At 50.5% G+C, this 23,863-nt stretch carries 25 protein-coding genes and 6 pseudogenes; 29 read left to right on the forward strand and 2 right to left on the reverse strand.

Features of this window, described 5'->3' with window-relative positions:
- The first annotated feature begins 1 nt into the window (after window position 1).
- The 25 genes and pseudogenes from O3W44_RS02525 to O3W44_RS02630 all read left to right on the forward strand — a co-directional run bounded on the left by O3W44_RS02525 (window position 2) and on the right by O3W44_RS02630 (window position 18,832).
- Window positions 2-211 carry a serine acetyltransferase gene (locus O3W44_RS02525; protein WP_269291869.1) on the forward strand — a complete coding sequence of 70 codons (210 nt, stop codon included), beginning with the start codon at window positions 2-4 and terminating at the stop codon, window positions 209-211.
- Between the two features lie 120 nt (window positions 212-331).
- The gene (locus O3W44_RS02530; RefSeq protein WP_269291870.1) at window positions 332-796 is read left to right on the forward strand and encodes a hypothetical protein; all 465 of its coding nucleotides are present in this window, start codon (window positions 332-334) and stop codon (window positions 794-796) included.
- A complete protein-coding gene (locus O3W44_RS02535; RefSeq protein ID WP_269291871.1) occupies window positions 778-2,310 on the forward strand; it encodes a terminase large subunit in 1,533 nt (510 codons plus the stop codon). The genes O3W44_RS02530 and O3W44_RS02535 overlap by 19 nt, the downstream gene beginning before the upstream one ends.
- Window position 2,311: 1 nt before the next feature.
- Window positions 2,312-3,590 (forward strand): annotated as a pseudogene (locus O3W44_RS02540) (phage portal protein).
- 17 nt (window positions 3,591-3,607) lie between these two features.
- A complete protein-coding gene (locus tag O3W44_RS02545) occupies window positions 3,608-4,276 on the forward strand; it encodes an HK97 family phage prohead protease (RefSeq protein WP_269291872.1) in 669 nt (222 codons plus the stop codon).
- 11 nt (window positions 4,277-4,287) lie between these two features.
- The gene (locus O3W44_RS02550; RefSeq protein ID WP_269291873.1) at window positions 4,288-5,451 is read left to right on the forward strand and encodes a phage major capsid protein; all 1,164 of its coding nucleotides are present in this window, start codon (window positions 4,288-4,290) and stop codon (window positions 5,449-5,451) included.
- Window positions 5,452-5,668: 217 nt separating this feature from the next.
- Complete coding sequence (locus tag O3W44_RS02555) at window positions 5,669-5,995, forward strand: head-tail connector protein (RefSeq protein WP_269291874.1); 327 nt, start codon at window positions 5,669-5,671, stop codon at window positions 5,993-5,995.
- A 60-nt stretch (window positions 5,996-6,055) separates the two neighbouring features.
- On the forward strand, window positions 6,056-6,280 hold the full coding sequence (locus O3W44_RS02560) for a hypothetical protein (RefSeq protein WP_269291875.1): 225 nt from the start codon (window positions 6,056-6,058) through the stop codon (window positions 6,278-6,280).
- 2 nt (window positions 6,281-6,282) lie between these two features.
- Window positions 6,283-6,615 (forward strand): phage head closure protein, encoded by a 333-nt coding sequence (locus tag O3W44_RS02565; RefSeq protein ID WP_269291876.1) that lies wholly within the window; start codon window positions 6,283-6,285, stop codon window positions 6,613-6,615.
- Window positions 6,608-7,093 carry an HK97-gp10 family putative phage morphogenesis protein gene (locus O3W44_RS02570; RefSeq protein ID WP_269291877.1) on the forward strand — a complete coding sequence of 162 codons (486 nt, stop codon included), beginning with the start codon at window positions 6,608-6,610 and terminating at the stop codon, window positions 7,091-7,093. Before O3W44_RS02565 ends, O3W44_RS02570 begins: the two co-directional genes overlap by 8 nt.
- The gene (locus tag O3W44_RS02575; RefSeq protein WP_269291878.1) at window positions 7,090-7,455 is read left to right on the forward strand and encodes a DUF3168 domain-containing protein; all 366 of its coding nucleotides are present in this window, start codon (window positions 7,090-7,092) and stop codon (window positions 7,453-7,455) included. Before O3W44_RS02570 ends, O3W44_RS02575 begins: the two co-directional genes overlap by 4 nt.
- Window positions 7,456-7,508: 53 nt before the next feature.
- Window positions 7,509-8,011: pseudogene (locus O3W44_RS02580) on the forward strand (phage tail tube protein).
- A gap of 42 nt (window positions 8,012-8,053) precedes the next feature.
- A complete protein-coding gene (locus O3W44_RS02585; RefSeq protein ID WP_269291879.1) occupies window positions 8,054-8,539 on the forward strand; it encodes a phage tail assembly chaperone family protein, TAC in 486 nt (161 codons plus the stop codon).
- Window positions 8,540-8,544: 5 nt separating this feature from the next.
- On the forward strand, window positions 8,545-8,715 hold the full coding sequence (locus O3W44_RS02590) for a phage tail assembly protein T (RefSeq protein WP_269291880.1): 171 nt from the start codon (window positions 8,545-8,547) through the stop codon (window positions 8,713-8,715).
- Between the two features lie 20 nt (window positions 8,716-8,735).
- Window positions 8,736-9,873 (forward strand): annotated as a pseudogene (locus tag O3W44_RS24860) (phage tail tape measure protein); the annotation flags it as partial.
- 461 nt (window positions 9,874-10,334) lie between these two features.
- Window positions 10,335-10,859 (forward strand): phage tail tape measure protein, encoded by a 525-nt coding sequence (locus tag O3W44_RS24865; RefSeq protein WP_442954656.1) that lies wholly within the window; start codon window positions 10,335-10,337, stop codon window positions 10,857-10,859.
- Between the two features lie 101 nt (window positions 10,860-10,960).
- Window positions 10,961-11,245, forward strand: coding sequence for a hypothetical protein (locus O3W44_RS24870; RefSeq protein WP_442954593.1), 285 nt, complete (start codon window positions 10,961-10,963; stop codon window positions 11,243-11,245).
- A gap of 3 nt (window positions 11,246-11,248) precedes the next feature.
- Entirely contained in the window at window positions 11,249-11,587 is a 339-nt protein-coding gene (locus O3W44_RS02600) for a phage tail protein (RefSeq protein WP_269291881.1), read from the forward strand.
- Window positions 11,584-12,339: a phage minor tail protein L gene (locus O3W44_RS02605; protein WP_269291882.1), complete on the forward strand. Its 756-nt coding sequence runs from the start codon at window positions 11,584-11,586 to the stop codon at window positions 12,337-12,339. Before O3W44_RS02600 ends, O3W44_RS02605 begins: the two co-directional genes overlap by 4 nt.
- 2 nt (window positions 12,340-12,341) lie before the next feature.
- A complete protein-coding gene (locus O3W44_RS02610; RefSeq protein ID WP_269291883.1) occupies window positions 12,342-13,052 on the forward strand; it encodes a C40 family peptidase in 711 nt (236 codons plus the stop codon).
- Window positions 13,053-13,115: 63 nt separating this feature from the next.
- Complete coding sequence (locus O3W44_RS02615; protein ID WP_269291884.1) at window positions 13,116-13,451, forward strand: hypothetical protein; 336 nt, start codon at window positions 13,116-13,118, stop codon at window positions 13,449-13,451.
- A 44-nt stretch (window positions 13,452-13,495) separates the two neighbouring features.
- On the forward strand, window positions 13,496-14,113 hold the full coding sequence (locus O3W44_RS02620) for a tail assembly protein (protein WP_269294350.1): 618 nt from the start codon (window positions 13,496-13,498) through the stop codon (window positions 14,111-14,113).
- A 50-nt stretch (window positions 14,114-14,163) separates the two neighbouring features.
- Window positions 14,164-16,648, forward strand: a pseudogene (locus O3W44_RS02625) (host specificity protein J); the annotation flags it as partial.
- 800 nt (window positions 16,649-17,448) lie between these two features.
- Window positions 17,449-17,861: pseudogene (locus O3W44_RS24875) on the forward strand (phage tail tip fiber protein); the annotation flags it as partial.
- Window positions 17,858-18,832 carry a hypothetical protein gene (locus O3W44_RS02630; protein ID WP_269291886.1) on the forward strand — a complete coding sequence of 325 codons (975 nt, stop codon included), beginning with the start codon at window positions 17,858-17,860 and terminating at the stop codon, window positions 18,830-18,832. The pseudogene O3W44_RS24875 and the gene O3W44_RS02630, both read left to right, overlap by 4 nt.
- Here the strand turns inward: O3W44_RS02630 and cor are convergent.
- Window positions 18,821-19,045 (reverse strand): phage exclusion lipoprotein Cor, encoded by a 225-nt coding sequence (gene cor / locus O3W44_RS02635; protein ID WP_269291887.1) that lies wholly within the window; start codon window positions 19,043-19,045, stop codon window positions 18,821-18,823. The two genes, O3W44_RS02630 and cor, sit on opposite strands and share 12 nt — an antisense overlap.
- A 163-nt stretch (window positions 19,046-19,208) precedes the next feature.
- On the opposite strand from cor, the gene O3W44_RS02640 reads away from it, so the two are divergent.
- The 4 genes and pseudogenes from O3W44_RS02640 (at window position 19,209) to O3W44_RS02655 (ending at window position 21,927) form a co-directional block, all read left to right on the forward strand.
- Entirely contained in the window at window positions 19,209-20,321 is a 1,113-nt protein-coding gene (locus O3W44_RS02640; protein WP_269291888.1) for a hypothetical protein, read from the forward strand.
- A 2-nt stretch (window positions 20,322-20,323) separates the two neighbouring features.
- Entirely contained in the window at window positions 20,324-20,782 is a 459-nt protein-coding gene (locus tag O3W44_RS02645) for a tail fiber assembly protein (RefSeq protein ID WP_269291889.1), read from the forward strand.
- 414 nt (window positions 20,783-21,196) lie between these two features.
- Window positions 21,197-21,402 (forward strand): annotated as a pseudogene (locus tag O3W44_RS02650) (DUF2767 family protein).
- 324 nt (window positions 21,403-21,726) lie between these two features.
- Complete coding sequence (locus tag O3W44_RS02655; RefSeq protein ID WP_269291890.1) at window positions 21,727-21,927, forward strand: general stress protein; 201 nt, start codon at window positions 21,727-21,729, stop codon at window positions 21,925-21,927.
- Between the two features lie 1,053 nt (window positions 21,928-22,980).
- Here the strand turns inward: O3W44_RS02655 and O3W44_RS02660 are convergent.
- A complete protein-coding gene (locus O3W44_RS02660) occupies window positions 22,981-23,610 on the reverse strand; it encodes a hypothetical protein (protein WP_269291891.1) in 630 nt (209 codons plus the stop codon).
- Window positions 23,611-23,863 lie beyond the last annotated feature (253 nt).

The following is a 23,863-nucleotide window of genomic DNA, read 5'->3' on the forward strand; positions in this document are numbered from 1 at the left end:
GATGAAAGACTTGAAGATTGAATACCGCGACGGCCAGCTGATTGAGTTCAGTATTGATGGTGTAAGTTTTAAATCCGTCTCCGCGATAAGCTTCAACCACGAGGTAGGAGAGACGCCGCCAACAGTCAGCATATCTATACCTCTCGGCTTCGGAGGATCGTTAGCTCCAGCCCGCCCTTACCACGAAAACCTGCAAATAATCGATAAATGAGATTAATTCACATTTGAAATCAAGGCTGGCAGGGGGAGGGCAAAAACTCTGGCAGCAAATCCTTAAAGACCGCGCCCTCAGTCTTTTTTTAAAAACGTCCAGAAAAAAAGGAAAAATGCGATGGCTCAGCGAGGCAGAAAATCTCTTGCCGCGACGTCGGCTGTCTCGCTGCCAGCACTGGCTGAAAGCAGGTTACAGCCTTCATTACACCTCAGCGACCCGGAAATAAACGTCTGGGTACGGCTTGTTAACGACAATCCGGCCAGTTCATTCACCGAAACCCACCGCGACATGATGGAGATGTACTGCCGTCATGTGGTGCAGGCGCGCCTGCTGACCACGCAGCTAGAAGATTTTGAGATGGAGTGGCTGTCGCGTGAAGACGGCCTGAAGCGTTACGACAAGCTGCTCACCATGCGCGAACGCGAAGTGCGTTCGGCGTCATCTCTGGCAACCCGGCTGAGGATCACCCGACAGGCGACGGCAGACCCAAAAACGGTAGGGCGTGCGCATAACAATCTTGCCCGGGAGAAAAGCCCTGGGAAATTGATTAAGGCTGTTAGCAGATGGCTAAAAAAATTCTGACAAGGGCCGAACGCAACATCCTCTGGTGTGAAAAAAATATTCTTATCCCTGAAGGGAAGTATGTCGGCCAGCCGCTGAAAATGGCTGAGTTCATGAAAGACGACTTCCGGGCCATCTTCGACAATGAACATGGCACGCGCCGTGCGATCATCAGCCGGGGCCGCAAAAACGCCAAAACGGTTGAGACCGCCATGCTGATGCTGCTGTATCTGGTTGGCCCGGAGGCAGGACATAACTCTCAACTTTATTCCGCTGCGCGTTCGCGTGACCAGGCAGCAATTCTGTTTAACTTGGCCTCGAAAATGTGCCGCATGAATCCGGTACTGATGCAGTACGTGGCTATTAAGGATTCAGCAAAGGAAATTCACTGCCCGGAACTGGGTTCGTACTATCGGGCACTGAGCGCCGAGGCCACCACGGCCTACGGATTCTCGCCCCGTTTCGTTGCACACGATGAGCTGGGACAGGTGCGCGGTCCTCGCGACCCGCTCTATGAGGCGCTTGAAACCGCAACCGCTGCTCAGGATAACCCGATTTCAGTCATCATCAGCACGCAGGCACCCGACGCGAGCGATCTTCTCAGCCTGCTGATTGACGACGGCCTGACCGGCGCAGACCCGCGCACCGTGGTCCGGCTCCAGACTGCACCTGAAGACATTGACCCGTTCTCGGTTGAAGCCATCCGGGCGGCAAATCCGGCCTTTGACGTGTTCATGAATCAGAAAGAAGTTCTGGATATGGCCGCGAGCGCCAAGCGTCTGCCGTCCCGCCAGGCTGAATTTGAAAACCTTGTGCTGAACCGCAGGGTTGAGGCGAAAAGCCCGTTCGTCAGTCAGACGGTATGGCACATGAACAAGGAGGAGCCGGATGATTTAACTGGCGTCACCGTCTGGGGCGGACTTGACCTGTCCAGCGTGTCTGACCTTACCGCGCTGGTGCTGACATCGGCGAAGGGCGATGTGCATTCCAAGTTCTGGCTTCCGGCTGAAGGGCTGGCAGACAAGGCACGTAATGACCGCGTGCCGTATGACATCTGGGCGAAGCAGGGTTATCTCAACACAACGCCGGGTAAAGCGATTGAATACTCGTTCATCGCAACCGAGCTGAGAAAGATTTTTGATACCTGCAACGTCAGGGCCATCGCCTTTGACCGCTACAACATGCGCTTCCTGCGACCACACCTCATCGATGCGGGATTCACAGAAGCAGAGCTTGAACGCTTTGTTGAGTTCGGGCAGGGCTTCGTTTCAATGTCACCGGCACTGCGCGAGCTGGAAACAAAACTTCTTGGCGCACAGCTTAAACACGGTAATCACCCGATTCTGGAAATGTGCGCGAAAAACGCCACGGTCATTACCGATCCCGCAGGCAACCGTAAATTCGTGAAGGGTAAATCCAGCGGCAGGATAGACGGCATGGTTGCGCTGGCAATGTCAGTCGGCGCACAGAACAGCGACGAGGTTGAAGAACAGGGCGACGTTAACGATTTTATCTACAACTTTTTGAGTGTTTAACATGGCAGATACCGATTACAGCATTGACTTGCGGACACGTTCGCCATTCTGGGCCCGGATGGCCTCCATTCTTACAGGTGGTCGCCTGGTGTCGCCGGATAAGGGCTCGCAGATGGCTGGCACATCGGCGCATGGCACCGTTGGCGAATCAGTGGTTTCTGACGAGCGAAATATGCAGATCAGCACGGTATGGGCCTGTATCAGGCTAATATCTACCGTGACGGCTTCGCTGCCGCTTGATGTGTACGAAACCAAAGACGATCAGCGAAAGAAAGCAGATAACAGCAATCCGCTGGCAAAACTTCTTCGCTTCCGGCCAAACAACTTTATGACCGCGCTGGAGTTTCGCGAGGCCATGACTATGCAGCTCTGCGCCTACGGTAATGCGTATGCGCTGGTTGAGCGCAACAGTGTTGGCGATGTGATCAGTATGCTGCCGCTGATGAGCGCAAATATGGATGTACGCCTCAGTGATAACGGCAAAAACGTCATCTACCGCTACCGGCGCGATACGGAATATGCGGATTTCAAGCCAAAAGAAATCTTTCACCTGAAAGGTTTTGGCTTTAACGGTCTGGTGGGCCTGTCGCCGCTGGCGTTCAGTGCCAAATCCGCAGGCGTGGCCATTGCCATGGAAGATAACCAGCGCGAGTTTTTTCGCGAACGGCGCGAAATCGCCGCAGATTCTGATGACAGACGGCAAAGTGCTCACCAAAGAGCAGCGCGGTCAGCTTGAGGAAAACTTTAAAGAGATTGCCGGTGGTCCGGTCAGAAAGCGCCTCTGGATTCTGGAAAGCGGCTTTACCACACAGCCCATCGGCGTATCGCCGCAGGATGCGCAGATGCTTGAGGCGCGTAAGTTTCAGGTCGCCGAGCTGGCACGGTTCTACGGCGTACCACCGCATCTGGTGGGAGACGTGGAAAAAACGACTTCATGGGGCAGCGGCATTGAACAGCAGAACCTTGGCTTTTTGCAGTACACGTTGAAGCCCTACCTGGACCGCTGGGAATACAGCATAGAACGGTGGCTGGTTAAGGATGAGGATCAGGGCAGACTGCATGCTGAGCACAACCTTGACGGCCTGCTGCGTGGTGATTCAGCAAGTCGCGCCGCGTTTATGCAGGGTATGGTCAATACCGGCATTCGCACTATCAATGAAGTGCGCAGGCTCGACAACCTGCCGCCGCTGCCTGGTGGCGATGTTGCCACGCGGCAGTCGCAAAACATACCCATTACCGACCTCGGAACAAACAAAGAGCCCCGCACTGACGGGGCTTAATTTTTATGGGGGCTTCAATGCCTGAAATTAAGAAAACGCTGGCGTTTGAACATACCGAAATCAAGTTTTCTGGAGACGGTACGAAGGGCGAGTTTGAAGGCTACGCATCGGTGTTCAATAACACCGATTCGGACGGCGACATCATCCTGCCCGGCGCATTTAAAAGCGTGCTGGCCGGTCAGTCCCGCAAGGTCGCGATGTTCTTCAACCACAAAACGTGGGAAATCCCGGTCGGTAAGTGGGAGGCGCTTCAGGAGGATGAGAAAGGGCTGTTTGTGCGCGGTCAGTTAACGCCCGGCCATTCCGGTGCCAGCGACCTTAAAGCGGCCATGCAGCATGGCACTGTCGAGGGAATGTCTGTCGGGTTCTCCATTTCCAAAGATGATTACAGCCTGGGTACAACCGGGATGATCATCAAGAACATTTCTGTGCTGCGCGAAATCAGCGTCTGCACCTTTCCGGCCAACGAACTCGCTGGCGTCTCTGCCATGAAGAGTATCGAAACCATTAAATCTGTACGGGACGCGGAGGCCTGGCTGAGGGATTCAGTCGGGCTTTCTCGTTCTGAGGCACAGGCATTTATTGCCCGTGTTAAGTCCGCAGACCGAAGCGAGTTCGGTGGCGGCGACATTGACGCGCTGGCTCAGCGCATTACCTCATTTGCCGCTAACCTGCGGAACCAGTAACGGAGTTATACATGTCTGAATTAGCCACTCTGGAAAAAGCGATTGAGAACTCACAGAAAGAAGTGAAAAACCTCATCGAAGAGCAGCGTAAATCCATCAGCGAAAACGGCGAAGTTAACAAAAAGCTTCAGCAGGACCTGAACACCGCTCAGGAAGAACTGAAGAAAACCGGCACCCGCCTGTTTGACCTTGAGCAGAAAATGGCCGGTAACGCACCGGAGCAGACTGCGCAGAAATCTTTTGCCGAGCGCGTGTCTGAAGACCTGATCAAGAACTGGAACGGCGATCGCTCCAAAGCGAAAGTAGCCAGTTTTGACAAAGCAATCGGCTCGGGCTCTGCCTCAGCCGGTGCGCTGGTACAGCCTCAGCAGAATCCGGGCATTCTGATACCGGGCCTGCGCCGCCTGACCGTGCGCGACCTGCTGTCACAGGGTCGCATTTCCAGCAACGCCCTGGAATACGTGCGTGAAAACGTATTTACCAATGCTGCCGCGCCGGTTGCTGAGGGCACGCTCAAACCGGAAAGTAACATCACGTTCACCAAAGAAACGGCGAACGTGAAAACGATCGCGCACTGGATGCAGGCATCTCGCCAGATTATGGACGATGCGCCTGCGCTTCAGTCCTATATCAATTCCCGAATGATGTACGGTCTGGCGCTGGTGGAAGAAAACCAGATGCTGAACGGTGACGGCACCGGCGATAACCTTCAGGGCCTGAACGTGGTCGCGTCCGGTTATGAAACCGCGCTGAACGCTACCGGTGATACCGGGGCTGATGTGCTGGCTCACGCGATTTACCAGGTATCTCTGAGCGAGTTTGAAGCGGACGGCATCATCCTCAACCCGGCTGACTGGCACCGTATCGCGCTGCTGAAAGATGCCAACGGTAATTACATCCTCGGCGGTCCGCAGGCGTTTGCGTCAAAAGTGCTGTGGGGGCTTCCGGTCGTTTCAACGACTGCACAAACGGCAGGTAAGTTCACCGTTGGTGCGTTCGGTCTGGCTTCTCAGGTCTGGGACCGTATGGACGCCACCGTTGAGGTCAGCAACCAAGACCGCGACAACTTTGTTAAAAACATGCTCACCATTCTGTGTGAAGAGCGTCTGGCGCTGGCTCACTACCGTCCGGCCGCTATTGTCACCGGCGATATCGCCGTTTCTACTGGCGCATAACATCAGGGCGTGGCCAGCAATGGCCGCGTTTTAAATCATGAAAATTAAAGCTCTCCGTATGTTTTCTCATTATCACCTGGGCACCGTTTCTCAGGGTGAAGTGAAAGTGGTTAAAAAGAAATCGGCGAGGCGCTTGTAGGCATGAGCCTGGCTGAGGTCGTGGAGGAAGAATCAACAGATGATTCGGCTTCTAAATCCGCTAAGAAAGGGGGCAAGGGTGGAAATAAGCCAGGCACAGATGGCGCTGATAAAGAAGCACCTGAGAGTTGATCACGACGACGAAGACGATCTGATTAAAGGTTATGCCGGTGCCTCAGTCGATTACGTTGAAAACTATTGTGATGGCCTGCTCGTAACTGAGCTTACCCCTGCCGATGAAAATGAAGAGCCTCCCCGTGAGGTTCTTTTTTCATCCGGCATCTGGCAGGCAATGCTGCTTCTTATCGGTCACTACTATGCCAATCGTGAGGCTGTCGGGCAGAGCCAGGCAGAGGTTCCGTTAGGTGTGGAGGCGCTGTTGTACCGACACCGTAAGTGGCACTGATGGCGTGCTCAGGATGCCAGAAACGCCGCGAATGGCTGAAAAAATGGATGGCAATAGCATATGAAAGAGCTACAGGTAAGCCTGCTGGCGACGACGCTGGAGAAACTGGCCGAAAGCTTCCATCAGGTGGCAGAGGGGATGAAAGCCCAGACAGCAGCAATCAACCGCCTGGCTGAATCCAACGAATCATTAACGGCTTTGCTGTACCAGACGATGGCCGACGATTACGAAGAAATACCTGATCCACCCGGCCAGACCTACCTGAGCGGAAAACCAGGAGGGTAATTATGCAAGCCGGAAAACTCCGACACCGCGTCACGCTGCAAAAGCCGGTTAAGGCGCAGAGCCCGGCTACCGGCGCGGTCGTTAACACATGGGCTGACGTGACAAAGCTCTGGGCAAACGTTGTGGACCTGTCAGCGCGGGAATTTGTGGCCGCGCAGGCGGGGCAGAGCGAAATAACATCGCGCATCACCATTCGTTTCCGGGATGACGTAACCAGTAAGCACCGCATTCTGTTTCGCGGCAGGGTTTACAACATCCATGGCGTTCTGGCTGATGACAAAAGCGGCTCAGAGTATCTGACACTTCCGTGCTCGCAGGGGGTGAACGATGGCTGATGGGGTTGATTTCAGCATTACCGGTCTGGATTCACTGCTGGGCAAGCTGGATGAAGTCAGCGATGACCTGCGCCGTAAAGGTGGGAGGGCGGCTTTGCGCCAGGCTGGCAACGTCATTGTCAGTAAGGCAAAAGCGAATGCGCAGCGTCTTGATGATCCGGTTACCGGTCGCAGTATCGCTGATAACGTGGCGCAGCGTTGGAACGGGAAGCTGTTTAAGCAAACCGGCAATCTGGGCTTCCGTATTGGCGTGCTGCACGGTGCTGTCCTGAAAAAGCATCCGGACAAAGCGCAGAACGCACCCACGCCGCACTGGCGTCTGCTGGAGTTCGGTACCGAAAAAATGCGTGCGCAGCCGTTTCTGCGTCCCGCTGCCGAAAACAGCATCGGGGAAGTGGTCAGCACCTTTGGTGATGAATACGAAAAGGCGATTGACCGGGCCATTAAGCGTGCCAGGAAGAAAGGAGGTCAGCCGTGATTGCACCGATTTTTGCGGTATGTGCAGCCAGTGCGGATGTAAACCGGCTGATAGGGGGCGACACGCTGCGGCTCTATCCGTTCGGCATGCAGGACGACAACGTTATTTATCCCTATGCCGTCTGGCAGAACATCAGTGGCTCACCTGAAAATTATCTCGCCCGGCGACCTGACGCTGACTTGTTCACGCTTCAGGTGGATGTGTGGGCTGATACGCCAGATGAAGCGATTACGGTGGCCTCAGCACTTCGTGACGCCATTGAGCCGCATGCTTATATCACGCGCTGGGGAAGTCAGGATATTGACAGCGAAACAAGGCGCTACCGCTATTCCTTTGACGTTGACTGGATAGTGATGCGCTGACCCAACTTTTACCCACCGGCCATGAGCCGGTTTTTTTATGACCGGAGATAACAATGTCTGTACTGACCCAAGGCACGCAGCTCTATGTGCTCGCAAAAGGCGCGGTGAGCGAAGTGGAATGCATTACCGCATTTTCCCTGGCAGCAACCCGGCTGACCAGATTGAAGATACCTGTCTTTCTGAGAAGTTTGACCGGACGTACAAGCGTGGCTTGCGTACTCCCGGTCAGGCATCAGCAACACTGAATGCCGATCCGAAAAATACCAGTCACATAATGCTTTATAACCTGTCTATCTCTGACGATGAAGAAGATCAGGACCTGACCTTCGCTATCGGCTGGTCAGATGGTGAAGCTACACCTACCGTCGCTGCGGATGGTGCAACCGGTGCGGTTGACGGGCTTGTTCTGCCTGATTCGCGTACCTGGTTTGTGTTTAAAGGCTACGTGTCAGACTTCCCGTTTGATTTTGCTGCCAACACGGTAGTTTCCACTGCTGCCTCTATCCAGCGTTCCGGCTCTGCCGTCTGGGTGCCAAAAGCTGTTACCGGCGCTTAATTATTATGGGGCTTAAATGCCCCAGCAACCTGAGAGTTACTCATGAAATTAACGCTTGATGAGCTGAAAAAATCCGGTGCTTTTACCGGACGCCCGGTTGAGAAAGAAATCACCTGGAGACAGGGTGAGCAGAAATTTACAGCCACCGTATTCATTCGCCCGATGGGCTATCACACAGCAACATCTGACGTACTGGCTTACGGTGGCAAAGTTGATGGCGTTGCCGGTCGTATTGCGGCATCGGTCTGTGATGAGAACGGCAAGCCTGTCTTTACGCCTGCTGATATCACTGGCGAGGCCGATCCAGAGCGTGGTGCTCTTGATGGCGCGCTCACTGTGGCGCTGCTGGTCGCTATTCAGGATGTCAACGATTTGGGAAAGACTACGAGCTCAGCGCAGAAGACGAATTCTGGTGTGAGCTCGTCCTCAACGGCGTCGGCGGGCGCACCATCGCCGAAGCGCGGGAAGCGATCAGCTTCAAAGAGTCGCAGCTCTGGGCAAGATACCGGGAGCGGTACGGCAGCCTGAACCCAATGATGCGCACCGAGTGGGGCGCAGGGGTGGTTGCCAGCACCATTGCCAACGTTAACCGTGACCCTAAAAAACCGCCATTCAGTCCGACCGATTTCACCCTGCATTTTACTAAAGTCGCTGCTGCTAATGAGCCCATCTCTCTTGAGGAAGCTAAGAGTAGCTGGACATAACTGCCGCCAACGGAGATTTTATGGCTTCCAAATCACTGGGGACACTGACGATCGACCTGATCGCTAAAGTTGGCGGCTTTACATCGGGCATGGATAAAGCGCAGCGTGCCTCTGATAAATGGGCTAAACAGGTCCAGAAGGATGCTGCCGCAACATCAGCCGCTATTCTTTCCGTTGGGGGCAATACAGGCTGCCGCATTGACTGCCGGAACTGCCGGGTTCGCGCTACTGAAAACAACTTCCGAGCAGATTAACGTCACGGATCAGTGGGCCAAATCCCTGAAAATGTCCACGCAAGAGCTGCTGGCCTGGCAGTTCGCTGCGGAAAAAGCCGGTGTCGAAGGCGATAAGATGGCGGACATTTTTAAAGACCTCAGCGATAAAATTGGTGATGCCGTCCTGAATAAATCAGGCGAAGCAGTCGATGCGCTTAATGCGCTGGGCCTGTCTGCCGAGAAGTTGTCAAAGGTAGCGCCTGATAAACAAATGCTGGCGATTGGTGAGGCGCTTGGGAAAATCAGCACCAACGCCGGAAAGGTCACCATTCTTGAAAGCCTGGGTGATGACCTTTCAAAACTTCTTCCACTGTTCGACAACAACAATGCGAAGCTGAACCAGTTCATTCAACTGGCTAAGGATTACGGCGTTGCTCCCGATCCACAGTCCATTGATGATCTGATAAAGGTCAACGGCCTGTTTCAGGACATGGAAGCACAGGTTAAAGGTCTGAAAATGGAAATCGCGGCAGGTCTGGCGCATGTAGACCTGAGTCCCCTGAACAATTCCCTGTCAGAGATTCATGATGTTCTGACCGACCCGCAGGTGCTCCAGGGTATTGCCGACCTCGTAAGTCAGGTGGCACAACTGGCCGGGTGGCTGATAAAAGCTGCGGGTGGAGCAGGGAGGCTGGCTGCATCTTCCGGCAACAGAATGGCCGCACTTGGCAACAATGTTGATATGAACAACCCGGACCAGATTCAGGCCCGTATCGACTACCTCAACAGCACTATCAAGGGCCGCGGGGACGGAATGTATGACGGCAGTCAGACGTTCCTGGGCTGGATTATGGGCAAAGACGACAGCGTGAAAGCTGTCTCTGATGAAATAGCCTCGCTGACCAGTCGCCTGGCTGAGCTGAACAGACAACCCAAAGATATAAAGGTCTCGCCGTCCGTCACGCCTGATTCTGCATCATCGCTGCTGGACTTCGGCCTTGCCCCGGGAGAGACCAACGGCAAGCCGCCGAAAGATACTGCTGGTAAAAAACTGGAGTCTGCTTTCCAGGCGGCTGAGCGCAGCTACATGCGCCAGATTGAACTGATAGACACTACTGGTAAAAAGGTCACCGTAGTGACTGAGCAGCAGAAACTTCAGTTCGATATCGCTGATGGCAAGCTACAAGGTCTCAATGCAACTCAGCGGAAGCGACTGGAATCGCTTGCTCAGGAAGTTGATCGCCTTAATGCAGTGAAAAAGGCAAATGAAGAAAACATGAAGGTTGCCGCGTATGTTGCCAACCTTCAGGCGCAGAACGATAACGCCCGATCATCCCTGAATGTTGATGTTCAGGGGCCGGCCTCGGTGATAAAGAGCGCGGACGCCTGAAAGAGCGCCTCAGCATTGAGCGTGAGTACCTCGACCAACAGCGGGAACTGCAAAAGCAGTATCAGGGCGGGGAAATTACTAAATCAGTTTATGACCGGGAAACTCAGGTGCTAAGTGATGCGCAGTCAGAGCGACTCAGGATTCAGCAGGATTACTACAGCCAGATTGACGCGCTACAGGCCGACTGGATTTCAGGGGCACAGGATGGCTTTGCTGACTGGTTTGATGAAATCAGTGATGTTTCTGGAACGGTATCGGATGGCGTGAAATCTTCTCTCGACGGCGTGTTCAGTAATGTCACCTCAATGCTTGAAGGCAATAAGGTTAGCTGGAAGTCGTGGGGCATTTCAGTCCTGCAAATCATTGAGAAGGTTGCGCTGCAAATGGCTGTTGTCAGCGCAATGGGGGCGGTTCTTCATCTTCTGGCCTGCTGGGGACTGTCGCATCAGGCATCGCAGGTTACTTTGGCGGCGGCGCTTCTGCTGGGGCATCAACATCGAACGCATTTTCTTCCGGCGCTTATGACAACCTCACGCTGAACGCCAAAGGTGGCGTTTACGCATCATCCGATCTCAGCCAGTACAGCAATTCAATCGTCAGCTCGCCAACGCTGTTTGCCTTTGCAAAAGGCGCGGGGCTGATGGGCGAAGCCGGGCCTGAAGCAATCATGCCGCTTACGCGTGCTGCTGATGGCTCCCTTGGTGTACGTGCGCTGGGGACAGCCAATGCAACGCCATCAGGCAGCGCAGCGCCACAGGTTTATATCACCGTAGATGGCAACGGAAACACCTCAACGCAGTCAACACAGGGCTGGGAACAGTTTGGCTCAGAAATCGGTAGCTTTGTTGACCGGCGTTATAAGCAAAACATGATGCGAGATATCCGTCCCGGTGGCGATATCTGGAACGTAATGAAAAACAGGTAACCCATGGCTATCGAAACCTTTACCTGGTGCCCCCGCACCAATGCGGCCGGTGAGGCTAAGTTCAATACGCGGAAAGTACAGTTTGGTGATGGTTATACGCAGGTCTCTGGCAACGGTCTGAATCCAAGAACCCAGAACTGGGACCTGCAATTTACCGGTACCGAGTCTTTCATCAGCGAGATCAAAGCGTTTCTTGATGCACATGGCGGTGTGCGGTCATTTCAGTGGAAACCACCGCTTGAACCACTTGGCCTTTACCGCTGCGAGACTTATACCCCGACTGCGCTCGGGGCAGGGCTTTTTAATCTGACGGCAACTTTTGAGCAGGCATTCAGACCATGAGTATAAATACCGATTACCAGAAGCTTGAGCCTGGCAACTTTATCCGGCTGTACGAAGTGGATGGAACCGCATTCGGCGTGGCTGATGTTCTTCGGTTTCATGCCTGCAATATTCCCCATTCGGAGGCTGAAATCATTGCTGCTGGCGGTGACGAGTCAAAACTTCCGGCAAAGTCCATCTGGTGGCAGGGGGAAGAGTATTCTGCGTGGCCATGCAAAATTGAAGGCATGGAAACGTCGACAACCGGCAGCAGTGCGCAGCCAAAGCTGACAGTGGCGAATCTTGATGGTTCGATTACGGCGCTGTGCCTGGCATATGACGACCTTCTTCAGGCTAAGGTTTCGATTCACGATACGCTTGCTCAGTATCTTGACGCGAAAAACTTCCCTGACGGTAACGCCAGCGCCGATCCAACGCAGGAAAAGCTGAAGGTGTTTTACATCGACAGCAAGAGTGCTGAAACAAAAACGCAGGTCGAGTTTACGCTAAGTAGCCCTATGGACTTGCAGGGGCTGATGATACCAACGCGCCAGCTTCATTCGCTCTGCACCTGGTGCATCCGGGGTAAATATCGTACCGGGGACGGCTGTGATTATGCCGGTTCGCGATACTTCGACAAATTCAACAATCCTGTGAATGATCCCTCTCTTGACGAATGCAGCGGTACGCTAACTGGCTGCAAGCTGCGTTTTGGCGAAAATGAAGAGCTTTCATTTGGTGGTTTCCCGGGAACCTCTTTGATCAGGAGCTAATCGTGCGGCAAAAAACCATTGATGCGATCATGGCGCATGCTGCGGCTGAATATCCTCGCGAATGTTGCGGCGTAGTTGCGCAGAAAAGCCGGGTAGAGCGTTATTTCCCGTGCCGCAATCAGGCGGCTGAGCCGAATGAACAATTCCTGCTTTCACCCGAAGATTATGCACAGGCTGAGGACTGGGGAACTGTTACGGCGATTGTGCACAGTCACCCTGATGCCACAACGCGCCCCAGTCCGCTTGATGAAGCGCAATGTGATGCCAACGGTGTTCCCTGGCATATCGTAAGTTGGCCTGAAGGCGACCTTCGCACTATTAACCCGCGTGGCGAACTGCCGCTACTCGGTCGTCCGTTCGTGCTTGGTCATTCAGATTGCTGGGGTCTTGTGATGAGCTACTTCCGGCAGGAGCATGGAATTGAACTGCCCGATTACCGCGTGGATTATCCATGGTGGGAAGATGAGTATGCCGACAATTTCTATCAGGACAACTGGGAAAGCGCGGGATTTGTTGATGTCACAGGATCGCCTGAGCCTGGTGATGTGATCTTGATGCAGGTCCAGGCGAACAAGTGGAATCACGCCGGAATTCTCCTTGAAGGTAACCTGATGCTTCACCATTTATACGGGCGTATTAGTAATCGCACACCTTATGGTGGATATTGGATGGATAGAACCATGAAGCAGATCAGGCACAGAGATCTTTTTTAGAAAGATTGTCATAGGATTTGTCGCTGCTATTATTCGACTACTTTTTTATTTAAGGGAAGAATAATGAGACGATTATCAATCGTATTCTCTTTAATAGTCTTATCAGGCTGTTCTACTACCGGGCTTGAGAATGATAAACCAATCTACACAGGACATTCTTCAAAAACTCCTGAAGAAATGAATAAGTGTCTTGCTCCTAAGTGGGTAGCGTTAAAGCCTTCATCGACCAGCGTGCCAACAGAAACAGGCTATCAAATATCTTCTTCTGATGATTTGATGGGCGCGGTATCGCTTGTGAAAATAGATAAGGCGCAAGATAGCGGTACAGACCTAAAAGTTTATGCTCTATCAAAAGGCTGGAATGACCCTTGGGGCAAAGCAGCAAGATCATGTCTTTGATAATTGAAACCACCTTCGGGTGGTTTTTTTCGCTTGGAGAATATATGTCAGTTATTGCCGAAGAGAAATTGGTAACGATAGAGCTATATGGTCAATTAGGTAAAATCTTTGGAAAAGTGCATAAGCGTTCTGTCAGAACGAATGCCGAAGCAGTTCATGCCTTGTGTAAAACATTAGATAACTTCGAGCGATATTTAAATAATAGTAAAATCAGAGGGCTGACTTTCGCTGTCTTCCGCGGTAAAAAAAACATTGGTATCGATGATATGGGTTATCCGGTTACTGGTGAGACAATAAAAATTGTACCTCAAGTAATTGGAAGCAAAAAAGCAGGTGCGCTGCAAACCATTTTAGGGGCTGTGCTGGTAGTGGTGGGTGTTGTTATTGGCTATGTTTCTGGCTGGACCGGCGTTGGCTGGGCTATCGGGTCAAAAATGGCAATGATGGGAGCAGCAATGATGCTCGGAGGCGTTGTTCAAATGCTCTCACCTCAAACAGCAGGGCTGGCCAGTAAACAGGACGCTGATAATCAGGCTTCTTATGCTTTCGGCGGAGCAACAAATACAGCCGCGCAAGGCTATCCCGTGCCACTACTTTATGGCCAGCGCCTAATAGGTGGGGCCATCATCTCTGCCGGGATTTATGTCGAAGATCAGCAGTAACTTTTAATTCTTTCTCAGGGCCGCTTATGCGGCCTTTTTATGGGCGCGATATGGCAAAAGCAATCAGGGGCAAGAAGGGCGGCTCATCATCTTCACGCACTCCAACAGAACAGCCAGATGATCTGCAATCAGTAGCGAAGGCCAAATTATTAATTGCTCTGGGTGAAGGTGAATTTGCTGGTGAACTTACCGCAAAGAATATATTTCTGGACGGTACGGCAATTGAGAATGATGACGGCACACAAAATTTCAGTGGCGTTGCGTGGGAGTTCCGTTCAGGAACGCAGGCTCAGAGCTATATTCAGGGCATTCCAGGCACTGAAAATGAAATCAGCGTTGGCTCAGATATCTCCAGCACTACGGCCTGGGTGCACACTTTCACTAATACCCAGCTTTCCGCTATTCGTCTGCGCCTGAAATGGTCTGCGCTTTTTAAACAGGAAGATGACGGGGACCTGGTTGGCAACACTGTAAAATATGCTGTTGACCTGCAAACAGATGGCGGTACGTGGACGACAGTTCTTGATACCGCCGTAACCGGAAAAACAACGTCAGGTTATGAGCGTAGCCACCGTATTGAGTTGCCGCAGGCTGGCAGCATATGGACTGTACGTCTTCGCAAAATCACGCCTGACGCAAACAGCGCCAAAGTTGGCGATGCGATGGTCCTTGAAAGCTATACCGAGGTTATCGACGCCAAGCTTCGCTATCCAAATACAGCCTTGCTTTATATCGAGTTCGATTCCAGTCAGTTTAACGGCAGCATTCCGCAGGTATCCTGTACACCTAAAGGGCGTGTTATCCGCGTTCCTGATACCTACGACCCTGTAACGCGCTCTTATTCCGGCACCTGGGAGGGCACGTTTAAATGGGCGTGGACCAATAACCCGGCATGGGTTTTCTATGATTTGGTCGTTACAGATCGCTTTGGCCTGGGTGACCGCCTGACGGCAGCAAATATCGATAAATGGTCTCTGTATCAGGTTGCGCAGTATTGCGATCAGATGGTGCCGGACGGTAAAGGCGGTTCGGGAATAGAGCCACGTTATATTTGCGATGTGTTTGTGCAAAACAGAAATGATGCCTATACGGTGCTGCGTGATTTCGCGGCCATATTCCGTGGCATGACGTTCTGGAGCGGCGATCAGATTTATGCGCTGGCAGATATGCCGCGTGATGTGGATTACAACTTCACAAACGCGAACGTGGTGGATGGAGAGTTTGCTTATTCAAGCAGCACAACCAAAACGCGCTATACCTCTGCACTTGTGTCGTGGTCCGATCCTGCTAATGCCTATGCAGATGCCATGGAACCGGTGTTCGAAAAAGATTTAGTCACACGTTATAAGGTATTCAACCAGCTTGAGATTACTGCTATCGGCTGCACACGTCAGTCCGAAGCCAACCGCAAAGGGCGCTGGGGCATTCTCACCAACAATAAAGACCGGGTTGTTTCTTTCAGCGTGGGCCTTGATGGTGATATCCCTCAGCCTGGCTATGTCATTGCGGTAGCCGATGAATACCTGTCAGGCAAAGTAACCGGTGGCCGCATCAGTGCTGTTAACGGACGCGCCCTGACACTGGACCGAAAACCTGATGCCGTGGCTGGTGACCGCCTACAGGTCAATCTTCCCAGTGGTATAGCACAAAGCCGGACTATCCAGTCAATCACAGATAATATCGTGACTGTCACGACCGCTTATTCGGAAACGCCGCAGTCAGAATGCGTGTGGGTTGTTGAGTCCGATGAGCTGTATGCGCAGCAGTACCGCGTCACGACCGTGACGGAGAATGATGACGGCACTTTCACCATTACCGGAACCGCTCACGACCCGGATAAATATGCGCGTATTGATACCGGCGCAGTGATTGACCAGCGCCCGGTAAGTGTCATTCCTCCAGGAAATCAGGCGGCACCTTCTAACATCGTTATCGACTCATATTCCGTGGTTCAGCAGGGCATAAGCCTGGAAACGATGCGTGTTCACTGGGATGCAGTGGCTAACGCTATTGCGTATGAAGCGCAGTGGCGGCGAAATGACGGCAACTGGATTAACGTGGCGCGTGCTTCAGTAACCTCATTTGAGGTTCCCAGTATTTATGCCGGTCGTTATCTGGTGCGCGTTCGGGCAATCAACGCTGCTGAAATTTCTTCAGGCTGGGGCTATTCGCAGGAAAAAACGCTCACAGGTAAGGTAGGTAATCCACCTAAGCCGGTTGGCTTCTCCGCTTCTGATGACGTTGTTTTCGGCGTTGAACTGAACTGGGGTTTCCCGGCTAACACCGAAGATACCCTTAAGACAGAGATTCAGTACAGCGCAGACGCTGACGGAACGTCACCTTTACTGCTTGCTGATGTACCTTACCCGCAGAGTAAGTACCAGCAGATGGGACTTAAGGCCGGTCAGATTTTCTGGTATCGCGCTCAACTGGTCGATAAAACCGGGAATGAGAGTGGCTATACAGGCTGGGTAAGGGGACAGGCTACAACCGACGCCAGTGATATTCTCGACTGGATTGGTGAAGATATTCTCGAAAGTGAAGCCGGTAAGCAGCTTGTGGCTCGCATTGACTCCGTCGAAGACGAAGTTGAGGGGCTGAATAATGCAGTTGGCCAGGCACAGCAGGATATTGCTGCGGTACGTGACGATCTGGATAAAAATACCAGTGCTGTGACTGGTGTCAGTGCAGCAATTACGGCAGAACAGACGGCCAGAACCGATGCTGATACCGCACTCGGTCAGCGTATCACTGATATTAAAGCCACAACTGAAGGCAATACAGCTCGCCTGACCACAGTAGAGAAAACGGTTACGGATAACCAGTCGGCCACAACGCAGCGTCTGGACAGTCTGGATTCCTCTGTTGCAACTAATGTGGCAAATATCACCGCAGAACAGAAGGCGCGCACGGATGCGGATTCAGCACTTTCGCAGACCATCAGCAGCGTAAAGGCTACTACGGATAACAACACTTCGGCGATTGGCACCCTGCAGACGGCGCAAACCACAACCGATCAGGCGCTCAGTAAGCTGACGCAAAGCACTGAGGCAGCATTCACCAATGCCGACAGTCAGGCTTTAACTGATATTGAAAACGCCCTTGCGAACGATGCGGCGGATCAGTCTCAGCGCGCAGCAGTGGGTGTTGTAAACGGCAGAGTAACTAAAGCCGAAGCGCGTATCGTGACAACTGAAACTGCTCAGGCTGATGCTAACCGGGCATTCGCGCAGTATCAACAGACCGTATCAGCTCAGTTTAATGACACAAATGCTACCGTGCAGCAGACTTCCTCAGCGGTGTCCTCTCTGGATGGCAAGGTTTCCGCTCAGTACAGCATTAAGCTTGGTGTGGACTCAAACGGCAGGTATTACGCAGCCGGTATGGGTATTGGTGTCGAGAACACGCCAGACGGTATGCAGTCACAGGTACTTTTCCTTGCAGATCGTTTTGCTGTGATGACGAATGTCGGCGCAACGCCAAAAACTTTTTCGCCATTCAGAACGGGCAAACCATTATCGATACGGCGTTTATCGGTGATGGAACCATTACGAATGCGATGATCGGGGCATACATCCAGTCAACGAATTATGTGGCCAGCTCTACAGGGTGGAGGCTCGATAAATCCGGAACATTTGAAATTAACGGGACTGTACCGGGCCAGGGCAGGTTAGTTATTTCAAATAACAGGATTGTTTCGTATGACGAAAATAACAACCCAGCGGCGGTGATGGGGCAGCGTTTATGAGTATGGGTTTTCAGGCATTTCTTAAAGGGACGTCTTTTGACGTCCTTAACAGTATGTCATTCAATTTTATTGCCGATATAAAATATGTTTCAGGTAACGGCAGCACAACATATTCACTCCCCGGCTTTACGCTGTCTGCCGCGCTGATGAACACATACTCAGGGCAGGGAACAAGCGGAGATTCCTATACCGTCAGCGTGTCAGGACAAACAGTGACATGGAACGTTAAAAACACCAGCAAACTCATTGTTACCGCCACCCCGACAGCAGGCGCAGACAGTGGAATGTATTTCGGGTTTTCGATGTATGACTACAGCACAAACCCGAGAACATTCAAAATTGCTCCTGATTTTACGCCGTACAACCTGGCGCAGGTTATAGATATTTCGCCCGCATATGACCAGATATTCCAGACAAACATACCCGCATCTGTACCTATTATGGCTTTCCACCGCGCGACCGGCAGCACATATGATCATGTGTGGTGGACTGAGATAAATCAGAACGGTTACTGGACTTTTAAATTCAGATCGAATACAGGACTTAACGCCATGCAGGCGTGCCGTATTTACATATTCGCTAAACTACTGATTAATACTCCCGTATGGGGATTCTTTCTGTATAAAAACGGTAGCATGGTATGGCACAACAACTGCCTGCCGTTAAAAATGAATATCCTCAACGGCGGCACGGTAACTTCTGCAGCGCAGCCTCTTGCCATATCGAATGGAGTTACCTCAGCCAGGGCAATACAGACAGACCCCAGTGTTCCGGGAACATATACGACATGGTATGAATGCGCATCGGCAGGGCGTGACTCGTCCGGCAACTACGCCGCGACGACACTGGACAGGTATTTTCAGAACATCATACCATCCCCTTCTTTGCCGCCGTCATGGGTTGCAGGTACAGTAGGCTATATAGAATGTGATATTTATGACGCCTATTACCGTCAGGCTTTAGGGGTTTAATCTGTCGCACTCAGCGGTATCAACAAATTCAGTTTTATTTGTCCATGCATAGAAAGGATATCCGGCAAGATATCTACCGTTTTCTTTCCTGAATATTGCTATGTCGTAAACGTGATTTGCAATATTGGCCTTGTTATAACAAACAGGGGGCGTGCTTGTTGCGCAACCGGTTAAGGCCAAAGCAATTGCAGTAAGCGCAATAATCGTTTTCATATTTTCTTTCAGTTTATTTGGTTTGGTTTATATAAAAGCACTTAATTCATCCGTATTTAAATGAATGATTTAGATCATTACGATCTGTATATCTATTTGAATTGAAATATAAATAATCCAGCCCGGCCACTGAGCCGGTTTTTTATTGCCCGGAGAAAAGTAAATGGCATGGTATACCACCGGCACGATAGCCGTATCAGGAACGACAGTAACCGGCACAGGTACCAACTGGCTGGATAACAAGCAGTCAATTGGTGCAGGTCAGGCTCTGCTTATTCCCGGTTCTGGCACGGTTAAGATGTATGAGATTGCGAGTGTAACCAGCGCAACTAAGCTGACGCTCAAGACGTCACCCGGCACGATTGCTGCGGGGCAGGCTTACGCCATCCTGTCTTTCTATACCGACTCCGTTCCTGACTTTGCGCGCCGTCTCGCTGCGCAGCTGAGCTATTATCAGTCACAAATGGATGGCTGGCAGCAGATTATGACCGGAACCGGAAATGTGACGCTTACCGCGCCAGACGGAATGAGCGTGACGATTAGTAGCTTTTCTAAACTAACCTCCGATATGGCTAACAAGCTTGATGTAACGACAGGAGGAGAGATTACAGGCCAACTAAAAGCATCAGGAACCATTTCGCGTGAAGGGTCGGGAACATTAAGTTTCAATGCAAACCGCACCAACTCGGATGCAAACAGTTATTACGGTGCGCAGACAACTGCCGGACAAATATTTTTTGGAACGGGTTCGGGTGCAAATTTTGTAGTAAATAACTCACAAAGTAACTCTGGAGCCTGGCTGTCAGTCGATGCTAACCTGGCATCTTTCGCGAATGCCATTAGCTGTAAGTCTTTTACGGCCAGTAGTGGAACCATGACTGGCGCGATGAACATGAACAGCCAGAATTTAACAAATACCAATATACAAAGCTGGATATCTACAGCAGCGGCTTATGCCACGTTAGCAAACCTGGGATTTAGTTCTCCCGGCACTAACCAATGGAAAATACCCTGCGGAACGGGCAGCAGGACATTACATATTCAGACAAATTCAGCAGTCGTTACGCTTAACTCATCTGGTGAAACAACAATAGCTTTCCCTTCAAGTTTTGCGAATGACTCAATGATAGTGATACCTGTTCTGGGTGACAGCACGGGAGGTACCAGCGTTCGCATAATTAACTTCAGAACTGGAAGACCTGCCAATTTTGATATTCATGTTGAGGGGCAGTCAAGCTCCGCATGTCGTATTAATTTTATAGCAATCGGATATTAATCATGAGCGAAGAACTTCAGGATACAGATAACAATTTCGAAGAGACTCCTTTTGTTGAAAAATACTACTTCAGCCTATCTGTTAAGGGGTTTTATCTCTTGTCTTCAATGCCACTTTATGAAAACAAGCCTGATGACCTGACAGAAATGCTCAGTGAAGACTATGACCGATACTGGAATCCACCGGATGGCTACTATCAGGTTTTTGATGATGAAGGCCCGAGGTTAGAAAAAATACCTGATCCTGACTATGTGGCACAGGCGGAAGCACAGCGGGATGTTCTCCTTGCTGAAGCAAACTCTGCTACTTATTCACTGAATCTGAAACTGATGATGGGAAGAAAGCTTACAGAATCCGAAGCAAGTAAAGTCAATGCATGGCTGGATTACATCGATGTGCTTAATGATACCGATTTAAGTGATGCGCCTGATGTGCAGTGGCCAACAAGACCCTCCGAATAAAAAAGCCCACTCATGAGTGGGCAAAATCAGGATGTATCTCTCAATATGAAAATCTGAATTAATACCTTTAATTTTTCGGTTAGAACGATAATTTCTTTAGTGAAAACGCTGTAAGGCATGCAAAAAAATCCCCGCCTCATGAGGATAATACGGGGAAAGGAGTTCAGTCGGACGCCTAAGGGCGTCATGATTTTAGGTTTTACATGTCTTACGCATGGGAAACAACAGGCATTCCCGCCAGCAACTTCCCTTCACCTGGTGGTAGGAAGACCAGGTTCTGCGTAACACAATTAATACTAAAAAATTGATACGTGATTTCAAGCGTAAGCGGTAAAAATCGACTCAGTTAAGAGTTATCCCATGGAGGGCAGGCTTCGATACGTTTTATCACCTCTGATTTGAGCATCCAGTCCAATGAACGCTGAAGTAAAAGCTGAGCTGATGTATCAGGAGAGGTGCCGCATTGTAGGTGATGTGATTTTAGCCTGGCAGCAGAAGGTTACGAGACGAAAAAGGTAGCTATAGCGAACGTTATCAGAACAGAGCTTGCCAAAAAAGATAAGTGGGATCATAGCCAGGTCAGGGTGATGGAGCTGGCGGTAAAACTTCAGGAAGAGTAGCCATAAAAAAGCCCGCACAGGGCGGGCAACCGTACTCTGGTGTCTTATTCTCTTCGTTCGCAACACTTTGCTGTGTGTTACCTGAGCATCATAATTAAACACCAAAAATAGATAAATAATTCTGAAATGAATTCGTGATGTTCGTCATTAATGCAGACAATTGATATTAGTAATATAAGATAGTTTTTATTCTTTAGAGTCACTCTTCTTTCATGCTGCCTGATGATGATCAGCGTCTCACTCCACAATTAATAAACGCGACGGCCAGATATCAAGTCTATGCTTGTTTATGAAAACACTACTTAACTCAAATCTGGAGCATTCATGAAAACACGTCGCGGTGGAGCGGGAAATTTTGCGGAAAATCCTCAGCGTGCCGCTGAAGAGGGAAGGAAGGGCGGTAAGATCAGTGGTGGGAATTTCAAAAACAACCATGAACGCGCTGTTGAAGCAGGTCGTAAAGGTGGTGCTATCAGCAGAAGGGGAAGAGCAGCCAGTAAACCCCCTCGTTATAATGCTGCCTGAACGGCTTATTAAAAGCCAGCCAAAAAAAGCCCGCTCAAGGCGGGCATATTCTGTATTTATATGGTTTCCCTGGAGCTGGCAATCGCTCTGTAAGTGCAGATGCTACTCTCAGTTTTTAAGAACCCCGCATAAAACGGGCAAATAATACATCAGGGGGCTGATACAGGCGAAGCCATATCGACCCATACCATGTTATCGGCGGGGTAAACATAAGCTTTAATAAAAAGGGATAAGAAGCTCATCAGCTGTACGATCTTAGGTGATGCGGTATTTAATATTCATGGTCAGGGCAAAAAGTTGCCCAAGATGAAATTGTGAAAAGGCTTGCTCAGGAAAGGCACGCCAGGAGTGATGCAAGAGAAGACAAGTATTATGAGATGGTGATACGTGTGTTAACTGAAAGCTAACAGGGCACAAAAAAACCGGTACGGACACCGGGGCATCTATTTTAGATGAAAAAACACACATAACCAGTACATCAAAACACTAAATTTTCCCGACTTCGCTTTATATTTTGTTAGAAGATTGTAAGTCAGACTAATGAGGGGTTTTATGAGGCCATAAGAAACCCGCCATAACAGAACGTGATATCGTGATTTGGTCGAAAATTGAGCAATGTGGGCTATATACTCAAAGGAAGCGCGCGAACTGAATTGAAGGTAAAAGTAATGGAGGTGGCGGTTCGCGTACTGGATCGGTAGGCACAAAAAAGCCCGCTTGGCGGGCTATCGGCTACAGGCGTGAAAAACCCGGTGCTGGGGCCGGGAGAGGATTATTAATTCTCAGTTATGATGGCCTTGAGAAAAATTTCCGAAGGCTGGTATGGGTTGCTTTTAGATGATGTGTGTTTATAGGTAATCGTCACGTCAGCTCTAGCTGTATAAAGTCTTTTTATATTGTCCGGATTGATGCCGGGAGCTAGTACCAGTTTCACTCGCCTGTCTACTAAACCCGGTATGACGGCGGCCCATTTCTCTGGGTGATCTAAATCTGTTGCTCTAATTTCAAGGTCAACATCGCTGTGATCTCGTGTGTAGGTATCTGGAGGGAATTCTACGTCTGTAGGAACCTTTTTATTGTTTCAGCTGGCAAAGTATATTGAACATCGCCACTTCCTATTACGAGAGTTGCATTGTCATCATTCCTTGCTGGAGAGAGAATTTTTACCGCACTCTTAGCAAGAACTTTTTTATCGGTAACGCTACTGTCTATGATCGCCTGGATTCGCTCAGGAGTAATCTCGGTTTGTCCTGCGCCAATATTGATAATCGTATTATTATTAGCTTCAAAATGAGACGTAGTATTAGGGGCCATGAGTTTGGCCAGGGAGAGAAATGCAGTACCAGCAAGGGCGATAACAACAGCCCACAAAAGAGCGTTCCTCACTTTCCCTTCCCCTATGTACTTGGTTCTGACTTCATCAACAAATTTGTTTAATTCTTCCTCATTTGCAAAGAAAAGTCTAATGAGTAATTTTTCTTTTAACGATCCAACCTCTAGCTTACTAACGCGAACGTCAACGTCTAGTACATGGGATCCAGTAAGTTCAGAAAGCACGCCTCTGGACTGTTTTATCAAGGCCTCCCAGCCCTGTAAAGAGGCTATGATTTCCTTAATGCTTGGGTTATTTCCAATTGAGTAATAAATATCCTCAGTGAACTCTAACTCCAGCAATTCAGCCATAAAAATCCCTTCAGTAATTTTGAATATTTATTTTTTCCGACAGCTAACTCTCATCTTCTGCAAGATGTACTAATCAATTCATCGTCCAATATTGCAAAAACTTTACCCAAACGTCTCTTCAGGCCACTATAGAAAGTAAAGGTCTCTATGTAGCAGGGCTACTATGAGCATTAGCAGCACTATCAAAGCGCAAAATGGTTGTATAAAACATTTCACCGTACCCTCCCTGCAGTAGAAGCACCATAATTAATGC

This window comes from Pantoea sp. LMR881, assembly GCF_027157825.1.
GTDB lineage: Bacteria > Pseudomonadota > Gammaproteobacteria > Enterobacterales > Enterobacteriaceae > Pantoea > Pantoea haifensis.

Bases quoted from the DNA above. Each gene is read 5' to 3' on its own strand.
- O3W44_RS02525 (WP_269291869.1), top strand. From the start codon at position 2: ATGAAAGACTTGAAGATTGAATACCGCGACGGCCAGCTGATTGAGTTC.
- O3W44_RS02530 (WP_269291870.1), top strand. From the start codon at position 332: ATGGCTCAGCGAGGCAGAAAATCTCTTGCCGCGACGTCGGCTGTCTCG.
- O3W44_RS02535 (WP_269291871.1), top strand. From the start codon at position 778: ATGGCTAAAAAAATTCTGACAAGGGCCGAACGCAACATCCTCTGGTGT.
- O3W44_RS02545 (WP_269291872.1), top strand. From the start codon at position 3,608: ATGCCTGAAATTAAGAAAACGCTGGCGTTTGAACATACCGAAATCAAG.
- O3W44_RS02550 (WP_269291873.1), top strand. From the start codon at position 4,288: ATGTCTGAATTAGCCACTCTGGAAAAAGCGATTGAGAACTCACAGAAA.
- O3W44_RS02560 (WP_269291875.1), top strand. From the start codon at position 6,056: ATGAAAGAGCTACAGGTAAGCCTGCTGGCGACGACGCTGGAGAAACTG.
- O3W44_RS02565 (WP_269291876.1), top strand. From the start codon at position 6,283: ATGCAAGCCGGAAAACTCCGACACCGCGTCACGCTGCAAAAGCCGGTT.
- O3W44_RS02570 (WP_269291877.1), top strand. From the start codon at position 6,608: ATGGCTGATGGGGTTGATTTCAGCATTACCGGTCTGGATTCACTGCTG.
- O3W44_RS02585 (WP_269291879.1), top strand. From the start codon at position 8,054: ATGAAATTAACGCTTGATGAGCTGAAAAAATCCGGTGCTTTTACCGGA.
- O3W44_RS02590 (WP_269291880.1), top strand. From the start codon at position 8,545: ATGATGCGCACCGAGTGGGGCGCAGGGGTGGTTGCCAGCACCATTGCC.
- O3W44_RS24870 (WP_442954593.1), top strand. From the start codon at position 10,961: ATGGGCGAAGCCGGGCCTGAAGCAATCATGCCGCTTACGCGTGCTGCT.
- O3W44_RS02600 (WP_269291881.1), top strand. From the start codon at position 11,249: ATGGCTATCGAAACCTTTACCTGGTGCCCCCGCACCAATGCGGCCGGT.
- O3W44_RS02605 (WP_269291882.1), top strand. From the start codon at position 11,584: ATGAGTATAAATACCGATTACCAGAAGCTTGAGCCTGGCAACTTTATC.
- O3W44_RS02615 (WP_269291884.1), top strand. From the start codon at position 13,116: ATGAGACGATTATCAATCGTATTCTCTTTAATAGTCTTATCAGGCTGT.
- O3W44_RS02620 (WP_269294350.1), top strand. From the start codon at position 13,496: ATGTCAGTTATTGCCGAAGAGAAATTGGTAACGATAGAGCTATATGGT.
- O3W44_RS02630 (WP_269291886.1), top strand. From the start codon at position 17,858: ATGAGTATGGGTTTTCAGGCATTTCTTAAAGGGACGTCTTTTGACGTC.
- cor (WP_269291887.1), bottom strand. From the start codon at position 19,045: ATGAAAACGATTATTGCGCTTACTGCAATTGCTTTGGCCTTAACCGGT.
- O3W44_RS02640 (WP_269291888.1), top strand. From the start codon at position 19,209: ATGGCATGGTATACCACCGGCACGATAGCCGTATCAGGAACGACAGTA.
- O3W44_RS02645 (WP_269291889.1), top strand. From the start codon at position 20,324: ATGAGCGAAGAACTTCAGGATACAGATAACAATTTCGAAGAGACTCCT.
- O3W44_RS02655 (WP_269291890.1), top strand. From the start codon at position 21,727: ATGAAAACACGTCGCGGTGGAGCGGGAAATTTTGCGGAAAATCCTCAG.
- O3W44_RS02660 (WP_269291891.1), bottom strand. From the start codon at position 23,610: ATGGCTGAATTGCTGGAGTTAGAGTTCACTGAGGATATTTATTACTCA.